This is a genomic window from Vibrio sp. TRT 2004, from assembly GCF_050113735.1.
GTDB lineage: Bacteria > Pseudomonadota > Gammaproteobacteria > Enterobacterales > Vibrionaceae > Vibrio.
The window spans coordinates 1-20,940 of the sequence record NZ_JBNJOH010000045.1 but is presented as its reverse complement, the minus strand read 5'-3'; the positions used below and the strand labels follow the sequence as shown (position 1 = coordinate 20,940).

General features: G+C 44.3%; 19 protein-coding genes. All 19 read right to left on the bottom strand.

The window, feature by feature from the left end:
* Positions 1-11 precede the first annotated feature (11 nt).
* Positions 12-1,553 (bottom strand): F0F1 ATP synthase subunit alpha, encoded by a 1,542-nt coding sequence (gene atpA / locus ACQEXR_RS16055; protein WP_331427140.1) that lies wholly within the window; start codon positions 1,551-1,553, stop codon positions 12-14.
* A gap of 13 nt (positions 1,554-1,566) precedes the next feature.
* Entirely contained in the window at positions 1,567-2,100 is a 534-nt protein-coding gene (gene atpH, locus ACQEXR_RS16050; protein ID WP_269378252.1) for a F0F1 ATP synthase subunit delta, read from the bottom strand.
* A gap of 14 nt (positions 2,101-2,114) precedes the next feature.
* The gene (gene atpF / locus ACQEXR_RS16045) at positions 2,115-2,585 is read right to left on the bottom strand and encodes a F0F1 ATP synthase subunit B (RefSeq protein WP_331417311.1); all 471 of its coding nucleotides are present in this window, start codon (positions 2,583-2,585) and stop codon (positions 2,115-2,117) included.
* Between the two features lie 72 nt (positions 2,586-2,657).
* The gene (gene atpE, locus ACQEXR_RS16040) at positions 2,658-2,912 is read right to left on the bottom strand and encodes a F0F1 ATP synthase subunit C (RefSeq protein WP_002540812.1); all 255 of its coding nucleotides are present in this window, start codon (positions 2,910-2,912) and stop codon (positions 2,658-2,660) included.
* Between the two features lie 59 nt (positions 2,913-2,971).
* The gene (gene atpB / locus ACQEXR_RS16035; RefSeq protein ID WP_006879253.1) at positions 2,972-3,784 is read right to left on the bottom strand and encodes a F0F1 ATP synthase subunit A; all 813 of its coding nucleotides are present in this window, start codon (positions 3,782-3,784) and stop codon (positions 2,972-2,974) included.
* Positions 3,785-3,792: 8 nt separating this feature from the next.
* The gene (locus ACQEXR_RS16030) at positions 3,793-4,182 is read right to left on the bottom strand and encodes a F0F1 ATP synthase subunit I (protein WP_239928256.1); all 390 of its coding nucleotides are present in this window, start codon (positions 4,180-4,182) and stop codon (positions 3,793-3,795) included.
* Between the two features lie 186 nt (positions 4,183-4,368).
* Positions 4,369-5,250 (bottom strand): ParB/RepB/Spo0J family partition protein, encoded by an 882-nt coding sequence (locus ACQEXR_RS16025; RefSeq protein ID WP_331427142.1) that lies wholly within the window; start codon positions 5,248-5,250, stop codon positions 4,369-4,371.
* 24 nt (positions 5,251-5,274) lie between these two features.
* Complete coding sequence (locus ACQEXR_RS16020; protein ID WP_138972874.1) at positions 5,275-6,048, bottom strand: ParA family protein; 774 nt, start codon at positions 6,046-6,048, stop codon at positions 5,275-5,277.
* A gap of 14 nt (positions 6,049-6,062) precedes the next feature.
* The gene (gene rsmG / locus ACQEXR_RS16015; protein ID WP_138972873.1) at positions 6,063-6,695 is read right to left on the bottom strand and encodes a 16S rRNA (guanine(527)-N(7))-methyltransferase RsmG; all 633 of its coding nucleotides are present in this window, start codon (positions 6,693-6,695) and stop codon (positions 6,063-6,065) included.
* Positions 6,695-8,590, bottom strand: coding sequence for a tRNA uridine-5-carboxymethylaminomethyl(34) synthesis enzyme MnmG (gene mnmG, locus ACQEXR_RS16010; RefSeq protein ID WP_331417313.1), 1,896 nt, complete (start codon positions 8,588-8,590; stop codon positions 6,695-6,697). The genes rsmG and mnmG overlap by 1 nt, the downstream gene beginning before the upstream one ends.
* Before the next feature lie 478 nt (positions 8,591-9,068).
* Complete coding sequence (gene mioC, locus ACQEXR_RS16005) at positions 9,069-9,503, bottom strand: FMN-binding protein MioC (protein WP_138972871.1); 435 nt, start codon at positions 9,501-9,503, stop codon at positions 9,069-9,071.
* 953 nt (positions 9,504-10,456) lie between these two features.
* Entirely contained in the window at positions 10,457-11,491 is a 1,035-nt protein-coding gene (locus tag ACQEXR_RS16000; protein WP_029863508.1) for a virulence RhuM family protein, read from the bottom strand.
* 177 nt (positions 11,492-11,668) lie between these two features.
* Positions 11,669-11,875 carry a DNA-binding protein gene (locus ACQEXR_RS15995; protein ID WP_427020731.1) on the bottom strand — a complete coding sequence of 69 codons (207 nt, stop codon included), beginning with the start codon at positions 11,873-11,875 and terminating at the stop codon, positions 11,669-11,671.
* On the bottom strand, positions 11,868-13,205 hold the full coding sequence (locus ACQEXR_RS15990; RefSeq protein WP_427020730.1) for a restriction endonuclease subunit S: 1,338 nt from the start codon (positions 13,203-13,205) through the stop codon (positions 11,868-11,870). The genes ACQEXR_RS15995 and ACQEXR_RS15990 overlap by 8 nt, the downstream gene beginning before the upstream one ends.
* On the bottom strand, positions 13,198-14,829 hold the full coding sequence (locus ACQEXR_RS15985; RefSeq protein ID WP_427020729.1) for an HsdM family class I SAM-dependent methyltransferase: 1,632 nt from the start codon (positions 14,827-14,829) through the stop codon (positions 13,198-13,200). Before ACQEXR_RS15985 ends, ACQEXR_RS15990 begins: the two co-directional genes overlap by 8 nt.
* A gap of 28 nt (positions 14,830-14,857) precedes the next feature.
* Positions 14,858-17,983, bottom strand: coding sequence for a type I restriction endonuclease subunit R (locus tag ACQEXR_RS15980; protein ID WP_427020728.1), 3,126 nt, complete (start codon positions 17,981-17,983; stop codon positions 14,858-14,860).
* A 21-nt stretch (positions 17,984-18,004) separates the two neighbouring features.
* Entirely contained in the window at positions 18,005-18,217 is a 213-nt protein-coding gene (locus ACQEXR_RS15975) for a helix-turn-helix domain-containing protein (protein ID WP_000588506.1), read from the bottom strand.
* A gap of 479 nt (positions 18,218-18,696) precedes the next feature.
* Positions 18,697-19,005, bottom strand: a complete 309-nt coding sequence (locus ACQEXR_RS15970; protein ID WP_427020727.1) for a phage integrase SAM-like domain-containing protein — start codon at positions 19,003-19,005, stop codon at positions 18,697-18,699.
* A gap of 171 nt (positions 19,006-19,176) precedes the next feature.
* The gene (gene mnmE, locus ACQEXR_RS15965) at positions 19,177-20,538 is read right to left on the bottom strand and encodes a tRNA uridine-5-carboxymethylaminomethyl(34) synthesis GTPase MnmE (protein WP_427020726.1); all 1,362 of its coding nucleotides are present in this window, start codon (positions 20,536-20,538) and stop codon (positions 19,177-19,179) included.
* Positions 20,539-20,940: the final 402 nt, after the last annotated feature.

Sequence of the window (20,940 nt, the reverse complement as noted above, 5' to 3'; positions counted from 1 at the left end):
CCACCGACCTATTACCAAGTTTGGGTTGCTACGAAGTCATCAGTCAGCTTCTTAAGCTGAGCTTCAACTTCATCGTTGTATGCACCCGTCTTGTCGATCTCAGCTGCGAAATCAGCGTATTGACCGCGAGCGTACGATAGTAGAGCCGATTCGAAATCTAGCAGTTTACTTAGTTCAACATCTGCTAAATAGCCACGCTCTGCAGCGAAGATTACTAGCGCTTGGTCAAATACAGACATTGGAGCGTACTGCTTCTGCTTCATTAGTTCTGTAACTTTTTGACCGTGGTCTAGCTGTTTCTTCGTAGCTTCATCAAGGTCAGAAGAGAACTGAGCAAACGCTGCTAGTTCACGGTACTGAGCTAGTGCAGTACGGATACCGCCTGATAGCTTCTTGATGATTTTCGTCTGCGCTGAACCACCTACACGAGATACTGAGATACCTGGGTCAACAGCTGGACGTACACCTGCGTTGAATAGCTCAGTTTGTAGGAAGATCTGACCATCGGTAATCGAGATTACGTTAGTCGGTACGAATGCTGAAACGTCACCTGCTTGAGTTTCAATGATTGGTAGAGCAGTTAGAGAACCAGTCTTACCTTTCACTTCACCGTTAGTGAAACGCTCTACATACTCTTCGTTTACACGAGCTGCACGCTCTAGTAGACGCGAGTGTAAGTAGAATACGTCACCTGGGAATGCCTCACGGCCTGGTGGACGTTTTAGTAGTAGAGAGATCTGACGGTAAGCTACCGCTTGCTTAGATAGATCATCATAAACAATCAGTGCATCTTCACCGCGATCGCGGAAGTATTCACCCATCGCACAACCTGCGTATGGCGCTAGGTATTGTAGCGCTGCAGATTCAGAAGCAGATGCAACAACAACGATAGTGTTAGCTAGCGCGCCGTGCTCTTCCAGTTTGCGAACCACGTTAGCAATAGTCGATGCTTTCTGACCGATTGCTACGTAGATTGAGAAAATACCAGAGTTTTTCTGGTTGATAATCGCATCGATCGCCATCGCTGTTTTACCAGTCTGACGGTCACCGATTACTAGCTCACGCTGACCACGACCGATTGGGATCATTGAGTCAACAGATTTGTAACCAGTTTGCACAGGTTGGTCTACCGATTTACGGTCGATTACACCTGGTGCGATTACTTCTACAGGCGAAGACAGTTTCGCTTCGATTGGACCTTTACCATCAATTGGCTCACCTAGCGTGTTTACAACACGGCCAAGCAATTCAGGACCAACTGGTACTTCAAGAATACGACCAGTACCTGTAACTTTCATGCCTTCCTTAAGGTCAGCATATGGACCCATTACTACCGCACCAACCGAGTCACGCTCAAGGTTAAGTGCTAGTGCATAACGGCCACCCGGTAATTCAATCATTTCACCTTGCATCACGTCCGCTAGGCCGTGAATGCGGATGATACCATCGCTTACCGATACGATAGTACCTTCGTTGCGAGCTTCACTAACGACATCGAATGACTCGATACGTTGTTTGATTAGATCGCTAATTTCCGTGGAATTAAGTTGCATGCTCCAATCCCCATTAAGACTGCAATGCATCGCTCAGGCGGTTCAAACGACCACGCGCTGAATTATCGATGACTAAGTCTCCGGCTCGAATTATAACCCCACCAAGTAGGGTCTCATCTACACTGCAATTCAGCTTTACTTTGCGCTCAAGGCGCTGCTCAAGTTTGCTGCTGATATTTGCAAGTTGTTCATCAGAAAGTTCAGATGCAGAAATAACTTCCACATCAATTTCCTTCTCATGCTCTTTTTTAAGAGCAATAAACTGCTTACATACATCAGGAAGGGCCGCTAGGCGACCATTCTCGGCCATTACCTTCAAAAGGTTCTGACCATGCGCATCAACTTGTTCGCCGCAAACTGCAACAAATATTTCAGCAAGTTTGTCTGCTGAAACAGAACCCGTTAAGAGCTCTTTCATTTGTTCGTTCTTAGCGACTTCAGCAGCAAAAGACAACATTTGACCCCATTGGTCTAGTTGGCCTTTATCTACCGCAAAGTCGAAGGCTGCTTTAGCATAGGGGCGTGCGATTGTAGTCAAATCAGACATATGCGCCCCCAGACTTAAAGTTTTGCAGTAATGTTGTCGAGAATATCTTTTTGCGCATCTTTATCGATAGCACGCTCAAGGATTTTCTCAGCACCAGCTACAGCCAGAGTTGCAACTTGTTTGCGCAGTTCATCACGCGCACGGTTGCGTTCGGCTTCAAGTTCAGCTTCTGCTTGAGTAAGGATTTTCTGACGTTCAGTCTGAGCTTCCTCACGAGCTTCATCTAGAATTTGAGCTTTACGCTTGTTCGCTTGCTCGATGATCTCAGTTGCTGTGCGCTTCGCTTCTTTCAACTGCTCAGAAGCGTTTGCTTGTGCTAGACCCAAGTCTTTAGCAGCACGTTCAGCTGCTTGTAGACCGTCAGCGATTTTCTTCTGACGTTCTTCAATCGCTTGCATCAATGGTGGCCATACATACTTCATGCAGAACCACACAAATAGTGCAAACGAGATTGCTTGACCTAGCAGAGTTGCGTTCATATTCACAACAGCTACCCCTTCTATTCGGACTTAGTGTTAATCAACGACAAACCGAAGTTTGCCCACAGTTAAAAGTGATTAACCTAGTTGACCAACGAATGGGTTCGCGAAAGTGAATAGAAGTGCGATTACGATACCGATCATAGGAACCGCATCAAGTAGACCAGCGATGATGAACATCTTAACTTGTAGCATAGGAGCCATTTCTGGTTGACGTGCAGCACCTTCAAGGAATTTACCGCCTAGAAGTGCGAAACCAATCGCTGTACCAAGAGAAGCAAGACCGACGATAATACCTACGGCGATTGCAGAAAAGCTCAGTAAAGTTTCCATTACTATCTCCAATTTATAGTTGTTGGCTAGTGCCCAAATAAAAAGCTTTTAAAATAAAATTAATGATCACTGTCTTCGTGTGCCATTGACAGGTAAACAATTGTCAACATCATGAACACGAAAGCCTGAATCGTAATAACCAAGATATGGAAGATTGCCCACGGTAGTGAACCCATCCATTGTAAGTACCATGGTAGCATTGCCGCACAAAGAATGAATACAACCTCACCTGCAAACATGTTACCGAATAGACGCATACCAAGTGATAGAGGTTTCGCTAGTAGCGATACAACTTCAATTAGTAGGTTAAACGGAATCATCACTGGGTGATTAAATGGATGTAAAGCAAGTTCTTTTGCGAATCCACCTAGACCTTTCACTTTGATGCTGTAGTAAATCATCAGAGCAAAAACGCCTAGAGCCATAGCCATGGTGATATTAACATCAGCTGACGGTACAACCTTAAGGTAAGGAATACCAAGCCAATGCTCTGCTGGGTAAGGTAAGAAGTCGATCGGAACTAAGTCCATCACGTTCATCAAAAATACCCAACAAAAGATAGTCAGTGCTAAAGGCGCGATCAGTGGGTTGCGTCCATGGAACGTGTCTTTGACGTTTTCCGCGACAAATTCAACGATCATTTCAACAAAACACTGAAGCTTACCCGGTACACCCGCTGTAGTTCTCTTCGCTACTTTGTAAAAAATTCCTAAGAAGATTAAACCAGTAAACCAAGAAAAAAACAGGCTATCGATATGTACGTTCCAGAAACTTGCTTCATCCGCTACCAATCCTAACTTAGCTAAAGAAAGGTTTGATAAGTGGTGGGCAATGTATCCGGATGACGTTAGCGCTTCACCTGGCGCAGCCATAACTCATCCTATTTTTTGTTGTTAATGAATAGCACTGGCGCACAGATATTAATACCTAGAGCCAGCAAATAGGTTAGCTTTAGGGGAACAAGTTCCACCTGCATATACATGTAGGCAACGGTAAAAAGAACCACCGTAATGAGGATTTTAAGTACTTCGCCTGTGTAGAAAGAGGCCGCGATACGCTTTGCAGCGCGAGCTCCGCTAAACATAAAAGCACACAGCGCAAATACCGCATTAGCAATAACAAATATGCCACCACCAATCAGCGCTGAAAGTCCCCATTCAGCATTCACAGCAACTGCCATTCCTGCTGCCAATAGTGTAACCGCGCTAAGCTGGATCATTAACAATTGCTTTGCAAGCTCTCGTCCTGGTCTAGCTAACGCAGCTACCATGTATTCGTACCTCTAGTAAAATCCACAGCTTAACTACCTCTGGGCTGGGAAATTGGCGAAAATTATACGGTGAGCCAAACTGATTGCAATTAAAACACCGCAAAAAGTTACAATTTTGTTTACAAACCGACAACTTTCGCACAAAAATTCGTTTTTACATATATTGACTGAGATCAATTATCTCATTTAGCTTTCGAGCTTGGCAATTAGTTGCTCTAATTTGTGAGGTTCATCAAGACTAATCGTTACTTTCGACTTGCCGTTACTGCCTCTCACAATTACCACTTTACCACCAAGCATTTCACTCAATTTTTGTGACATTTGTTGTGCTTCAGAGTCTTGCGGCTCATTTTTCGCTTCAGGCTCTGGCTGTAAGCACTTTTTAACTAATTGCTCTGTCTGACGAACCGTCATTTTCTTCTTTGCGACCAGTTGAGCAATGTCTACTTGCTGCTCACCTTCTAGCGCCAACAAGGCTCTAGCATGCCCCATATCCAGTTGGCGGTTCGAAACCAAACTCTTTACGTCATTTTCGAGCTGATTTAGACGTAATAAGTTACTCACCGCAGCACGAGATTTGCCAATAACGTCCGCAACTTGCTGGTGAGTAAGATTAAACTCTTCCTGAAGACGATCTAATGCCACCGCTTCTTCGATAACATTCAGATCTTCGCGCTGAATATTTTCGATCAATGCCATTGCGATTGCTGCGCGATCGTCGACATTTTTCACCACACACGGCACTTGTTTTAAACCGGCTTTACGGGCAGCTCGCCAACGACGCTCACCAGCAATAATCTCGAACTTATCGCCTTGAACCTGACGCACAACGATAGGCTGAATAATTCCTTGAGACTCGATTGAAGCGGCGAGTTCTTCCAGAGCTTCTGGCTCCATCTCTTTACGTGGTTGATAAACGCCAGGTTTCAGGGAGTTAATATTCAAATCAGTCAGATTGCCATCCGATGAAAGCTCTTGGCTATGTAAGGCACTCATTTGCTTTTCGCGCGCTAGTGAGCTGGTTGAAAGCAGGGCATCAAGCCCTTTACCTAAACCACGTTTAGACATGAGACGGGATTCCTTTGGTTGTCGTTATGCAGGGACTTCTTCGCGGCGAAGCATCTCTCCCGCCAAGGCTAGGTAAGCTTTTGCGCCCGCAGAGTATTTGTCGTAATACATAGCAGGCTTACCATGACTTGGCGCTTCTGCTAAGCGAACATTGCGAGGAATAACAGTGCGGTACACCTTGTTGCCAAAGTGCTTTTTAAGTTGATCAGATACTTCGTTTGATAGCCTGTTGCGAGGGTCATACATAGTGCGCAACAACCCTTCAATTTTTAGATTCTCGTTAACAACAGCTGCCAACTTGCTAATCGTATCCATTAACGCGGTTAAACCTTCTAGTGCAAAATACTCACACTGCATTGGAACCAAAACCGAATCAGCTGCGGCCATAGCGTTGATTGTAAGAAGGTTTAGAGAAGGAGGACAATCGATAAAGATGAAATCATAGTTATCGCGAACTGATGCCAACGCATGCTTTAAACGAACTTCACGAGCAAAGACTTCCATCAGCTTGATTTCAGCGGCCGTCACATCGCCATTCGCAGCAATTAAGTCATAATTGCCCGAGGTTTTACGGCATACAACTTCGTCAAACGGAACTTCTTCAACTAAGAGTTCGTACGCTGTGGCATCGACCTGATACTTGTCGACGCCACTCGCCATCGTGGCATTGCCTTGCGGGTCGAGATCAATCACCAAGACCTTACGTTTGGTCGCGGCCATCGATGCGGCTAGGTTGATACATGTTGTTGTCTTACCAACCCCGCCTTTCTGGTTGGCGATTGCTACAATTTTTCCCACAATGAACCTCGCTTTTATTCCTTGCGCGATAAGATTACTAGATGACGCTCACCTTCCAATTGAGGAACGCTCAAAGCTTTGATGTCGGTCACAGAACACCACTCAGGTAGCTGTTCAATCTCACTCTGTGGTAATTGTCCTTTCAGAGCAAGAAAACACCCGCCATCCGTTTTTGGCAGATGATGACACCACTCAACCATATCGGTCATCGATGCAAATGCTCGGCTCAGTACAGCATCAAACAGCTCTTCAGGTTGATACTCTTCAACTCGACTTTGAACCGGAGTCACATTTTCAATTTTAAGTTCATGCAGAACCTGCTTGATAAAGCGGATGCGCTTACCAAGGCTATCAAGTAGCACGAATTGTTTGTCTGGGTTCATTATCGACAAAGGAATACCAGGCAAACCAGGGCCGGTACCTACGTCAATAAAGGAACTACCTTGTAAGTGAGTACTAACAACAATACTGTCCATTATATGCTTAATAAGCATCTCTTGTGGATCTCGAACAGATGTTAGGTTGTAAGCTTTGTTCCACTTGTTGAGCATTTCAACGTAGCCGACGAGTTGATCACGTTGCTGCTCTGAAACTTCAAGCGTCGTTTGAGCGATTAGCGAGTCGAGTTGAGTGCGTAATTGAGACATTACTCTTCCTCACCTTTTTTCAGCATGCCATGCTTTTTCAAATGAACCAGCAAAATCGAAATTGCCGCAGGCGTAATGCCAGAAATACGAGAGGCAATGCCTAAGGTTTCTGGTTTGGCTTCGCTTAATTTAGCAACAACTTCATTAGATAAACCTTTAACAGAACGGTAATCAAGATCAACAGGAAGCTTAGTGTGCTCATGACGAAGAGATTTCTCAATCTCTTCTTGCTGACGTTTGATGTAGCCTTCGTACTTAACTTGTATTTCCACTTGTTCAGCAGCTTGTTGATCCTCAAGCGCCGGAGCGAACGCTTCCAATTCTGTCAGTTGCGAATAACTGATCTCTGGACGACGAAGAAGATCTTCACCACTCGCTTCACGAGCCATTGGTGTTTTCAAAAGATCATTAAGAGCATCAACACCTGTAGAATTAGGATTCATCCAAATCTCTTTTAGACGCTGACGTTCTGTCTCCATATTGTCGATTTTTTGGTTGAAGCGAGCCCAACGAACATCATCAATTAAACCTAAATCTCGAGCTTGGGCAGTCAAACGTAAATCCGCGTTATCTTCACGCAATAGCAGACGATATTCGGCACGAGAAGTGAACATACGGTAAGGTTCTTTCGTTCCCATCGTCGATAGGTCGTCAATAAGCACGCCCATGTATGCCTGATCACGACGAGGGCTCCAGCCTTCTTTGTCCTGACTGTACAAACTCGCGTTAAGACCAGCCATCAAGCCTTGTGCTGCCGCTTCTTCGTAGCCTGTCGTACCATTGATTTGGCCAGCAAAGAACAAACCATTAATAAATTTGGTTTCGTAAGTCTGTTTCAAATCACGAGGGTCAAAGAAATCATACTCAATAGCGTAGCCTGGGCGAACGATATGAGCATTTTCAAAACCTTTCATTGAACGAACAATTTGTACCTGAACATCAAATGGTAAACTTGTCGAAATACCATTTGGATACAACTCATGAGTATCAAGACCTTCAGGTTCGATAAAGATTTGGTGGCTGTTCTTATCGGCAAAACGCATCACTTTGTCTTCAATTGAAGGGCAGTAACGAGGTCCAATACCTTCAATAACACCAGCGTACATTGGGCTGCGATCTAGGTTATTACGAATAACGTCGTGCGTCTGTTCGTTAGTATGCGTGATGTAACATGGGATCTGACGTGGATGCTGCGAGCGATTCCCCATGAATGAGAAAACAGGCGCAGGGTTATCACCATGCTGAACTTCTAACTCTGAAAAATCGACACTACGGGCATCAATACGTGGAGGTGTCCCCGTTTTTAGTCGGTCTACTCGGAATGGCATTTCACGAAGACGATCAGCAAGGGCGATCGATGGTGGATCTCCAGCACGACCACCTGACGAACTTTCCATACCGATGTGGATCTTACCACCGAGGAATGTTCCTACTGTCAGCACAACCGCTTTGGCTTGAAAGCGAAGACCCATTTGTGTCACGACACCTACCACTTGATCCTGTTCTACGATCAGATCATCAACCGACTGTTGGAACAACGTCAAATTTGGTGCATTTTCGAGTGTGCGACGGACGTACGCTTTGTATAACGCGCGGTCTGCTTGAGCGCGAGTTGCACGTACCGCAGGGCCTTTAGATGCGTTAAGTGTTCTAAATTGAATACCCGCATGATCGATCGCTTCGGCCATTAGGCCACCCATAGCATCAACCTCTTTCACTAAGTGGCCTTTACCGATGCCACCAATCGCTGGGTTACATGACATTTGGCCAAGTGTATCGATGTTGTGCGTGAGTAAAAGCGTCTTTTGCCCAGTACGAGCAGATGCGAGTGCGGCTTCCGTTCCTGCGTGACCGCCACCCACAACAATGACGTCAAATTTTTCGTGATAAAGCATGAACCGACCTCAGATATTCAATAGAGAGTTGGATAGAGAAAAAGAGCGCTATTCTACCTTCTTTCAACGAGAGAGAAAATGCTTTTGACTCTTTTCATACAAAGGAGCAAATCACTTATATATATAAGATCTATATATATGATCTTTTATTAGATCTATTATTAAGATCGGCCTCTTCTGTGGATAACTCAAAAATGATCAACAAGATCACGGATCTTCTTTGGATCATATCATGTGATCTTACCTTGATCAGATCGAGGATTAGCTGGGATCAAAAATGAGGGTTATTCACAGGGGTAAAAAAGGATCAGAGTTGTTATTGGGATAACTATAGGTTAATCACCGGATAGATCTAACTTTATCCACAGCCTGAGCGGCTAAAATATGAGCAAACAGTACACGGGGAAGTAAGAAAAGTTATTCACAAAGCAGTAGTAGATAGGAAAAGTGGCCTTGAGAATAGCCACTTTGTTAGCGATTAGAGTTGCGGAATTAGCTCATTCAGCCATTCTTCTGCTGCATCTTCAGGTACATCATGACTGAGTACATCGATGGTTAAACAATCAGTAATAGCCGTTGCGCCTATGTCTTCAAGAAGTTGGTGGGCATGCAAACCTGCGGCACAGAAGGTGTCATAACTTGAGTCCCCAATCGCGATTGTCGCAAACTTCACTTCACTCATTTTAGGTGGGGTATCTTGTAGCGCTTGAATAAATGGACGGATATTATCTGGATATTCACCCGCACCATGAGTCGACGTGATAATCAGCCAAGTACCTTGATTCTCTATCTCAGATAGCTCAGGTTGGTTATGGACCTGAGTTTCGAAACCATTCTCAACTAAGATATCACTGAGGTGGTCACCTACGTATTCTGCGCCACCTAGCGTGCTGCCTGTAATAATATGGATCATGAATGTTCCTTTTTAATGACGAAAAACGCGGCTGGTGGAGCCGCGCTTGATGTTATTTACCGATACAGAAAGAAGTTTCCCATAATAACTGGCCTCGCGCGACGTCTTGGGGACCGATTGGGGACCAAATTGCAATTTATGGTCAAATACTAACTTCCCAAGATGACTTCCATCATAGATCAGGATGGGAAAAGTGGGAATGGTGGGAAAACGGATCAGCTTTCGCGATCTTTCTCTTCAGTAACGACAAACAAGAGAGGTTTTCCACTCTCTAGCGGGGAAGGTGCGGTGATCGTTTCCTTACCAAAGTGAATCTTCCCTGTAGGGGGGAGCGTGATCATCACCTACTCAGATCATTGATAGGCGGCGGAATGTTCATTTAATACAGTCATATTGGCTCCTTGTTTGTTTTGCTCAAGGTAGCGCAAACGTACTGTTACTTACGCATCTGTAATTGCCCTTTTTGAGCGCATAATTTTTCTCTAGTCCCATCGCTGATTGGCAAGCATGGCTAGCGATTCCTCTCCTGGGACCTATCCCTGTGCTTTCCAGATACCTATCTTTGTGGGACGTTGCTACGGATTATTTTCGTTGCTTTATTGTTTTGGCGGGGATGTAGGGCGTTGTACTCCAATCATTGTGGGACCTGAGCGTCGATTATTTTTTTGATGGGATTGTGTTGGTAAATTTCTAGATTATTGTGGGATTTGGCCTATTTGTAGTGCATGAGGGCTGATGTACTTTCACATGTGAAAGCCCATGGGGCAGCACGCGGTTGGCTGCGAGCAAGAGCGCTTTTGGGTTGCTTTTCGATGTGCTAGTTGTGTGAGATAGCCAGTTGAAATCTCAAAGTGGCTTTTAGGTGGTGTTTTGGCTGGATAAATGACAGACCTGAGAACGATGGTACCGACATTGATGTCGGTACCATGGCTGGTTCAACAGAGTTAGTCGCGCTATTTGTCTTTTTTTAGTATTGCCTTGAGGGCTGCAATATTAGCAAGTGCGCCTTCGGCTTCTTTTAAACGGCGGCGTTGCTGGGCAAAGCGGTCAAACTCCAGTCTCGCCTTATCATCCGCGTCCTTCTTGGATATTTTTCCTGCTCCGCTTAATACGTCTCTATCATTAAAACTTAAAAACTGGTCAAGCTTATCGGCCCAGTCTTGCAAGAACACTTGTTTGCGGCGTAACGCCTGGTCTTCGGCAAAGTCGAGCCACATATTGACGATGCGGTTAAGCTCTTTGATTTCGTCTTCACGCAGATAGTTTTTTGCGATGGTGACATCGGTCTTACGCACTTCATCGCCTTTATAGCTGGTTAGCCCCATATCTGGCTTACTGGCATCCACACGGCTAGCAATCAGCTCAGCAGCCGTCATGTGCGTACAGGCATAATGCAGCTTGTTCTGAATGGTTTGAAAGAAGCGATTAGTTTCTTGGTTGGATGGCTCGTAATCGGCTGCCATGGTAAAGATTTCTTTGACTCGCAGATAAACACGACGCTCACTCGCTCGGATATCGCGAATGCGTTCCAGCATCTCGTCAAAGTAATCTGGCACCGCAGAGTGACCAACGGGCGGGTTCTTCAAACGCTCGTCATCCATCACGAAGCCTTTGATTAAATACTCTTGTAACAATCGCGTGGCCCATTGGCGAAACTGTGTACCACGCGTCGAGCGAACTCGGTACCCTACCGCAAGAATTACCGGGAGACTGTAGTGTCGAATATTGCGTTTTACTTCTCGACCACCCTCTAATTGAACTTGTAAGTAATCCTTACAAGTTGAATTTTGCTCAAGCTCCCCTTCAGAATAGACAGCCTTGATATGCTGAGTGATGGCCTGTGAGCTCACTTGGTAAAGATCTGCCATTGCAGCTTGAGAAAGCCACAAGGTATCTGACTCAAAGCGGCACTCTACGCGAGTTTTGCCATCTCCACTGGTAAACAGGACAAATTCACCATGCGGAGCTTGGGGGATGTTATCTGTCATTCAATTAACCTTATTGCGTTATTGATGAGTTTTATCATCTTTAAACCATGATGATTACAGAGCCTGTCATGGTGTATTGCTGCTCACTATCCTGTTGGAGCGGCGACATTAAACGCTGATTATGGTACCGTCATTAATGTCGGTACCATAACGTAATGCTATGAATTGTAACTATTTTTAATTCACTGCATGGCTGGACAAATAGCGCTCAATTGTACGTTCACTGATTTCAAACAATTCCATAACTTGTTGTTTAGTGAACACCGCCTCACCATTAAACTGAACACCACCTAATGCCAAGTGTTGCTCTGCTTTTTGTAGGGCATAACGGTTATTAAGGATGTTTTGTCGGTCATGCAAAGACTCAGTGAGATCTTTAGCCATGCTGAGCCTCCTGTGGTTCAGTGCTTGGTGTTACTGTTACTTGGCCGTTCATTAGCATTGGAAGAAGCCAATCACGTAATTCTTCTAGCTTTTTATTTTCCTGTAAGACAACGTCGCGTTGTTGGAATAAAGGGGTAAAGAAATCTTCAAATCTACTTAGAAGCTCTCGAGGTGGTAGTTCAGTTCTGTACCAATTGACCCCTTTGAGATCCAGGTGAAGAACCAAAGTTCCTGACGCGAACTGTTTTATGTAGTTATGATAATGGTTGGAGTTAAATAGAGTTTCTAAATAAGCATTACCAAAATAACTAGATTTAACCAAAGCAACATCACAAGAAATTAGTGCTCGTTTGCCTTCAAAAGCATCAGGAACGATAAAGCTTTTACCTATAATATCAGCGTTTCTGGTTACATCCGTTATCGCGATAACCAAGTCGCCAATATTACAAAGTTTTTCAGGCTTATAACTCCCAGAAAAATACTTTGTTCCATTTGGTTTAAACTTCCCCGTCAACGCAAAAGAGTTGAGATTCACCAGAGGTGTTCCGGTTTCGGCTATATCCTTACTACGGTAGGAAATTCCTCTCTCAAACGTAATGTGTTCTCCTAACTCACAAACACTCCACCCCTCAGGAATTTCCCGCTTCAAGGTATCGTTATAAACCATCTTACCGCCAGAAGCTTTATAGGGTTTTCCATTTGCATCTGGGAAATCAAACTGCACAAACCAGTAGTCATAAAGCGTTTTCGCCATGGCTTCTAGCTCAGAATTGATGCGGTTGTTGAGTTCGATTTTTTTGTCTATTGTAGAGAGGGTTTCTGAGATTGCTCTCTGAATTAGAAGCTCTTCGGGTATATTAATAGGAAGTGACTTAATAATGCCCAAGTTGATTAGTGGTACTGTACTACCTGTATTTCTATTAATGATAGTTTTAAATATCCATGGGCTTGCCAACCAGTAATATACATAGTCTGGATCTGCCTTTTCTTTATCTACTCTGAATCTAAGTTGCTTATTTGAAATAACATACCTTGGGTACTTTGCATCGCATGGAATCATACCCACCTGTCCAATAGTGCCCGCAGCGGTAAATAAAATATCACCTTCTTTAGCATCAGAGTTCAACTCATTTGCTTTTTCCTTTGTCAAAAAGACAAAGCCATCATCAATAAACTTATTAAAGTCCGTGGTTAAGTTATTACCACGAATAACTGGAACCCCATCTTCTTTGAAGAAACGTTTTCCGATATTACTTCCAAATGGACCAGATATGACAGATCTTCCAGGCGCAGCTAAGTCACCAAGCTTCTTGTTTAGAAACTTACTCATACTTCAAACCCGTTAATTGTTGTTTAATTTTTGCTTCTAAATCACGAGACTGACTAAACAAGCTATCCAGATTGCTGCTAAAGCCCTGCATTTTTTCCGCAAACTGCTCTGCGGTAATATCTGCGTATTCAATTTTAACTTCGAAGTACTGTCCGGCACTGAGGCTGTAATTTTTCTCTGTGATCTCGTCATAGCTGACAGCAACAGAGAAATCTTCTTCGGTCCACTTGTTGTTGAATACATCAATGATCTGCTGTTCTTCTTCTGGTGTTAGAACCGTTTTCTGATTCTTACCTTCTTTGACCTTTTGACCCAGGTTGGATGCGTCAACCAGCACCACTTTTTCTTTGTTGCTGTCATCAATAAACAGAATGGAGACATTGGTACCTGTGGTCGCGAAGATATTGGATGGCATGGAGACCACACCCGCCAGCATCTTGTTATCCACCAGGTATTGCCGGATCTTTTTATCAATGCCAGATTGAGCGGTAATAAACCCTGTCGGCAGTACCACCGCTGCTTTACCACCTGGTTTTAATGAGTAAATAATGTGCTGCAAGAACAATTGGTAGATTTCCATTTTGTCCTTGGCCTTAGCTTTGATTTTGGGAATGCCAGCAAAAAAGCGATCTTTGTTTTCTTTGCTATCCAACTCATCACGAAAATCACTGAAATCCAGCTTAAATGGTGGGTTAGAGACAATGTAATCAAATTTGCGTAGATCACCATTTTCCTTGTGGTGTGGATGACGAAGAGTGTCGCCTTCAATCACATTAGGAATTGAATGCACCAAGTTGTTCAAAATCAGGTTCAAACGCAGTAGGTTTGATGACTTCTTCGAAATATCCTGCGTATAGATGCTACAACGCGTTTCACCGATGGCATGGGCGACATTCATAAGCAGGGTACCAGAGCCCGCTGATGGGTCATAACAGCTAACATTGCGCACGGTGCCTTGCTGGTCTTCAGGCACCAAAATTGCGGCCATAATGCGTGCTACCGCATGAGGGGTGTAGTACTCGGCATATTTGCCGCCTGAGTTGCTGTTGTAGTCTTTGATCAGGTATTCAAAGATGGTGGCGTAGAAATCAAATTTTTGGTTAAAGATACGCTCAAAACTGAACTCAATCAGTTTGTTGATGATCGCTTTGCAGAAAGCATCACGCTTGGAAACGGTCACGTTCTCGCTGATGCGGGTAAACAGTTGTACTTTCTCGCCTGTGTCCGTCATTACCGCAAACACATCGTTATTGGTGCTGGCGATGTCCATCAAAGTATCATCAAACAGCTGAGCAAACCCAGGCTTGTCTTGTTGGTTGAACAAGTGACTGATGAAGTGATGTGGCTTGAGACGAGCAGTGTCACCGCCCATCTGGATCTGGAGCATCTCTAGATCCTCTTCACTCATTTCAATCAGCGCTTCTTCCCATTTTTTCGCGCTGGCGATTTTTTCGTCTATTTTCTTTGCTTCATAGGCGAACTTATCGTTCAGGAATTTATACAAAAAGACTTGAGTGATGATCTCAAACTCCCCGGTACTGTTGCCTAAGCCATTGGTTGCACAGATGCTTTTCAGGCTATCGATAAGGGCTTTTGTTTTTTCTCTAAATTCGAGTTCGACCATGGTTTGTGTACTGCCTTAGTTGGTGTTCTTACCAGGATTGGCTACCTGTATTAAATTCTTTTAAATATTCTGTTACGACAAGGTGGTTTACATAACGAACCGCTTCCGCATTCAAGGGAATGCTCTGTTGTTTGATAAAGCGGTTATGAACCTTTGGTAGCAAATGCCGCTCAAAATAGCTTTCGTTATCGAGAACGGACGTGTTGTCGAGTACCTGGCTATCGGCGTCTTCTTTGACTCCGAGCAAGGCCTCAAAAATCTTTCTTTCAGAGTCAGTAATGTCGCGTCGTTCTTGTTGGCGTTCGTATAAACGCTTGTGTAAACGCGCATACTTGGTGTCACCTAGGTACTTCTGACGCAATTGGTTGTTCTGTCGGTTCAACTCTTTCACTCGTTGGTGAATTTTATTGAGTGCATCGATGTTGGCGACCATTTCATCTTGCGTGACTTCACTGAGATTCTTTTTCTTAAATAATCGCTCTAGTTCATCTTTCAGGTTGATGAATTTCGGGTCTTGTTGGTCAAAGTTACTTGCCAGAGCTTCGCGTGTTTGGCGAAGGGTATTTTTCAGTTTGTCAGCTAGTACAAGTTCTTCTTCGCCAATTTTTGTGAATGTAAAAATCACATCTTCTAAAGCTCTATTGAGTAGATTGCCAATGTCCACGCCATCTTGTATTGAAATCGCAAGATTAAGCATGTCTAGTCTATCGCTGGCAACACGAAACAACACATTGAGCTTGGTGAAATCCAGTTCATCAAGGAAATCGTACTCACCTTGCAGGCGAATTAGGTTATACAGGCTTCGTGCATCAGCTAAGGCATTTTTCAGTGCTAAGACAGTTTCTCTGTCTTGTATCTGGCTGATTTGATCACAGAAGGTCTCCATGTTGCCAATATCAAAGCGGAACAACACATCTTTAATGTGTTCGATCTCTTGTTTGATCTCTTCCTGTGATTTGAATAGCTTGGAGTAGCTTTCGATTTCGTCGCCCAGCTCTGACTGTAATTCGTCAAAGTAAGCTTTGTTAGTTGCGTCAAACTCTTTTCGGATGTCCGCGAAATCAACCACATAGCCATAACGGAAGTCCTTATATGTGCGGTTGACGCGTGTCAGTGCTTGTAGCAAGTTATGTTTTCGGATCACGCGGCCAAGGTAGAGTTTCTTCAAGCGTTTGGCATCGAATCCTGTGAGTAGCATGTTGTAAACAAACAGTAAGTCGATTTTTCCTGCTTTGAAATCTTCCACCCAATCTTTGCGTTCTTGTTTTGTGCCGACATCATGCAAAATCAGCGCAGCATTACTCACTTTGTGGGCTTGCTTGGCTGGTTCCATGCTCGCCGTTTGAACGTAAGTCGGGATCGGCTCTGCTACCGATGTTGCTTGCTGAGGTTCCACGCTGTCACTAGTGGATAGGGGCTTTAAGGCGTACACAGCATTAAACAGCTCAAACATTTTCTTTGCTTGGTCTGAGCTATCGCAAATGATCATACCGCCTATGGTTGCATCATTTAGCGTGCCGCGACTCTTTTCGAAGTCGCTGATGATGTAGTCCAGCATTGGCTCAACAAAACTTTGATGGGCGTATATTTCTTTACGGTCTACATCGCCCATTTTTACTTCAGCTTCTTCAAGCGCTTGCTGAAGCGTCATTTTGTAATTGGTCGCGATCTCTTCACGAATTAAGCGCAGTGTATAGCCATCGGCAATGGAAGCATTGTAGTAATACTTGTGAATATAGTCACCAAAAAGAACTCGTGAGTTATAGTCTTCACCCAGTAATGGCGTACCCGTTAAGCCTATCTTGATAGCGTTGGTATCAGACTGAGTCAGGTTGGCTAGAAAGCTACCTTTCGGGTTATAACTGCGATGAACTTCATCCAGGAAGTAAACACGTTGGATGGTGACGTTATAGTCTTGCGTTGAAATAACGTCGGGGTCATCTTTAAACTTCTGAATGTTGACGACGGTTATTTCGGCTTTGCCTGAGTGGTTGTGAATCACTTGTGTGGCTTTGATGTCACGTGTGAACGCTTCACGGGAGTTTATGGTATGAACAATCAAGCCGCGTGCAGTGAACTCTCGCTGTGCTTGTTGCAGCAAGTCTAGTCTATCGACGATAAAATAGAACTTTGGAATGATTTCTCGTTTTTGGAAGTAATCCGTTAAGAACCCAACGTTGTAATAGGTTAACGCGGTTTTACCACTTCCTTGGGTATGCCAAATAATCCCTTTACGAACCCCTTCGTTTAGCTTTCTCTCAATAGCTTTGGTCGCAAACATCTGTGGGTAGCGCATGATGTGTTTTTGCAGGCTATCACTCTCTGATACGTAGACCAATGCATAGCGTAGAACAAAGGACAAACGCTCTTTGCTGAGCAAAGAGGTACAGATTCGGTTGGTTGGGCGGCTGGGCTCTTTGTTGCTCAAAAACTCAGGGTTGCTGCGGATCACTTCTAAGTTGTTGTCTTTGAGTACTGCCAGTTCTTGCTCATCAGTCAGTGGTTTTAAAAGTGCAGTGAGATCTAACACCTCTTCTTCGCGAAAGTAGTTAAACACTGGCTTGTCATATGAACTGCTCGCGTAAAACGCACCTTGTACTGGTTCTGGATCACCATCGACGTAGTCCATGTTATTGGAAAAAATCATGAACTGAGTGATGTTAGCAAAGCGCTTGAATTTCGGGTTTTGAAAACGTTTATTGATGCGTTCTCTTTCCGCGATGATACCGTCTCGGTTGTTAGGCTTTTTCACCTCAATAAACACCAGCGGCATGCCGTTGATTAACAAGATAATGTCAGGGCGAAATTCATCGTCTCCGTTCTTGTAGGTTAGCTCAGTAACTACATGGAAGCTGTTGTTGGAAAAGTTCTCGAAATCGATCAGCTTAGTGCCAGATCGAGCCTTCAACTTATTGAAAAAAGCTCGGCCTAAGTCTTGGTTATCCAGAGAGAGTTTCACTTCTTCGAGCAAACGGGCAACGTCATCAGAGGTCATGTCAGGATTTATACGGCTGACCGCTGAGGAGAATAATTCCGGGAAGATATTTGTATCCTTGTCCCAGTGTGTTCCTTTCAGGGATAGGTACTCATAACCCAAACGCATGAGATGTAGGATCGTTGGTATTTTTACTCTTGAATCTTCTGTGAAGCTCATATCAGTCCTTCGTTATTGTTTTTATTGATCATTCTCTGGTGACTGTTCTAGGAGCTCACCAACTTGACAATTAAATAGCACGCACAGCTTGTCGATGGCTTCTAAGTCCACTTTTTGTGCTGTTTCTTTGTACAGAAGTGTCACTGTGTTGCGGCTTAAACCCGTTTCACGAATGACATCCGCTATTCTTAATTTGCGCTCTCCCATCAAACGGGCGAGGTGGCATTTGATCATGTGTTCCTATCCATGCAGGCATTCTGAACGTAAGCGCAACTATAACAGAAATGCCAGCCAGTGGTTAAAAATTAGAGTTGAAATGAAATTATTCGAGAGGAGATATAGCTGGTGTTGCTTGTCTATAGGGAGGGATTGCTGAAAACACACTTTCACAAGTGAAAGTGAGGATCTAATCACTATGCGTTAACTATGGTGAGCAACTTAACGCATTAGCGGGTTACTTAACGCATAGCGCTTTGTGGTTTGGTGAATAACGCTGAAGCAACGCCTAATCCCATTACCGCCTCATTATCTGCGTCCGTAATTCTAAATCATGAATTCGACAGGCTTCTTTTCACGCGAAACTGCCCAAAATGGGCCTGAGCACCGCGCGCCTTTGCGTTGCTCACCGCTCGAACTTTATTTAAGTAGGAGCTTTGTGTGTTGCGAGATAACGCGGTATCACTTTTGGTTTTCGCTTCATTGGTTAGGTAATACTAAAACCCGCCTAACCAGTCTTTATCCAGCTCATCAAAACTAAGATCATGTTTTCCGCAGTAGAACCGCAGGTGTTTACGAGCTGACAGCCAGATCGAGTGGTTGGAGGTTGAGGTGGTTTGTTCTTTGTTGTGTTGGCGCTGGGTGGGTGTTTTAGGTTTTTCATAGACAAACAGATCTAGCACTTCGTGTTCACGTTTTCGCTGACGAGATCCGTTTGATTTAATGGTATAACCGTGGTCATAAATGAGACGCAATGTTCGCGTTCCATCTGCTTTAAGTGCCCGTTTTTCAATGAAAATTTTCATGTTTGTCCCCAATTGGTCCCCAATACGGCATTTATCATGTCATTGGGGACCAACTGGGGACTAGATTTGGCAATTAACGGCAACGGATGGAAACAAACGGCAAATGACGATCTAATAAAATCAGTGTGTTATCTACCGTTGCTTGCTGTTGTTTTCCTTTATTTGCCCACTTTACTTCCCGATACAGAAAGAAGAGAAAATACGACCGAGTAGGTCATCAGAACTAAACTCGCCAGTGATCTCACTGAGATGCTGCTGGGTGATGCGTAGCTCTTCAGCTAAGATTTCTCCGGCCATGTAGCCCTCTAGTTGCTGCTGGCCTATGTCTAAGTGTTCAGCGGCTCTGTCTAGTGCTTCTAGGTGGCGACGTCGAGCCATAAAGCCTCCCTCATGCCTACCAGCAAAGCCCATACACTCTTTGAGGTGTGTGCGCAGAGATTCAACACCCGCTCCTGTTTTGGCTGATAGACGAATAAGAGTAGGATCATTGACATGACATATACCCAGCTCCTCACCCGTTTGATCGGCTTTATTGCGGATCACCGTCATACCAATATTGCTTGGTAAACGATCGACAAAATCTGGCCAGATCTCGATCGGATCGGTGGCATCGGTTGTCGTACCATCCACCATAAACAGTACGCGATCAGCTTGACTAATCTCTTCCCATGCTCGTTCAATACCGATTTTCTCTACCTCATCAGATGCGTCACGTAGACCTGCTGTATCGATGATATGAAGAGGCATACCATCGATATGAATGTGCTCTCGAAGCACGTCACGCGTGGTACCGGCAATGTCCGTTACGATGGCAGATTCTTTACCTGAGAGTGCATTGAGTAAGCTTGATTTCCCCGCATTTGGTCGGCCTGCAATGACAACTTTCATCCCTTCGCGCATGATCGCACCTTGATTGGCTTCTTTACGGACCGCAGCAAGATTGTCGATAATCGTTTGTAAGTCGGCAGCAACTTTGCCATCAGCTAAGAAGTCGATCTCTTCTTCTGGGAAGTCAATTGCAGCCTCAACATAGATACGCAAGTGAATCAAAGATTCGACTAATGTGTTGATTCGTGACGAGAATGCGCCTTGAAGCGACTGTAACGCTGATTTTGCTGCTTCTTCTGAACTTGCATCAATAAGGTCAGCGATGGCTTCTGCTTGTGCTAGGTCTAGCTTATCGTTGAGAAAGGCGCGTTCAGAGAACTCACCAGGACGTGCTGTTCGTATCCCTGATATTTTTAGGATACGTTTGATCAGCATATCCATAACGACTGGCCCACCATGCCCCTGAAGTTCTAATACATCTTCTCCGGTAAACGAGTGGGGATTTGGGAAAAACAGCGCAATACCTTGATCAAGTTGGCTACCATCTTCGGCGGTAAATGGTAGGTATTCCGCGTATCGAGGACGAAGTTCTTTGCCGGTAATTTCCAGCGCAACCTTTGATGCCAATGGGCCGGATACTCGAATAATGCCGACGCCACCACGACCAGGGGCGGTTGCTTGAGCAACAATGGTATCAGTTGTCATAAATGTGCCTGTCTTATTTGTATGCCGATAGTGGCAAATCATGTTTAGCTGAATTGTAATCAGCTCAAATAAAAAAGGCGACCTTTAGCTTAACTCCTATCACTTAACGTGTTCGCAACGTACTGGATAGCGAACCATACTGTTGCGAACGACCCCTCTGTAGCAGTGGGGTATTTTCTGATTTTTCATCATTTGTGATGGTTCACAGTCTCCTCGGTGCATTTCTTGCTTCCGAGCAAAAAGTTGCCCAGCTTGTATATTAACAAATGCTTAAATTGTTGAAATATATACATTTTCATTTTGGCACGCTTTTTGATTAAGAGTGAGTGTTATTACACACAACCTCTAAGGATTTTACTATGCCAACTCCATGTTATATTTCTATCGACGGTGAAACTCAGG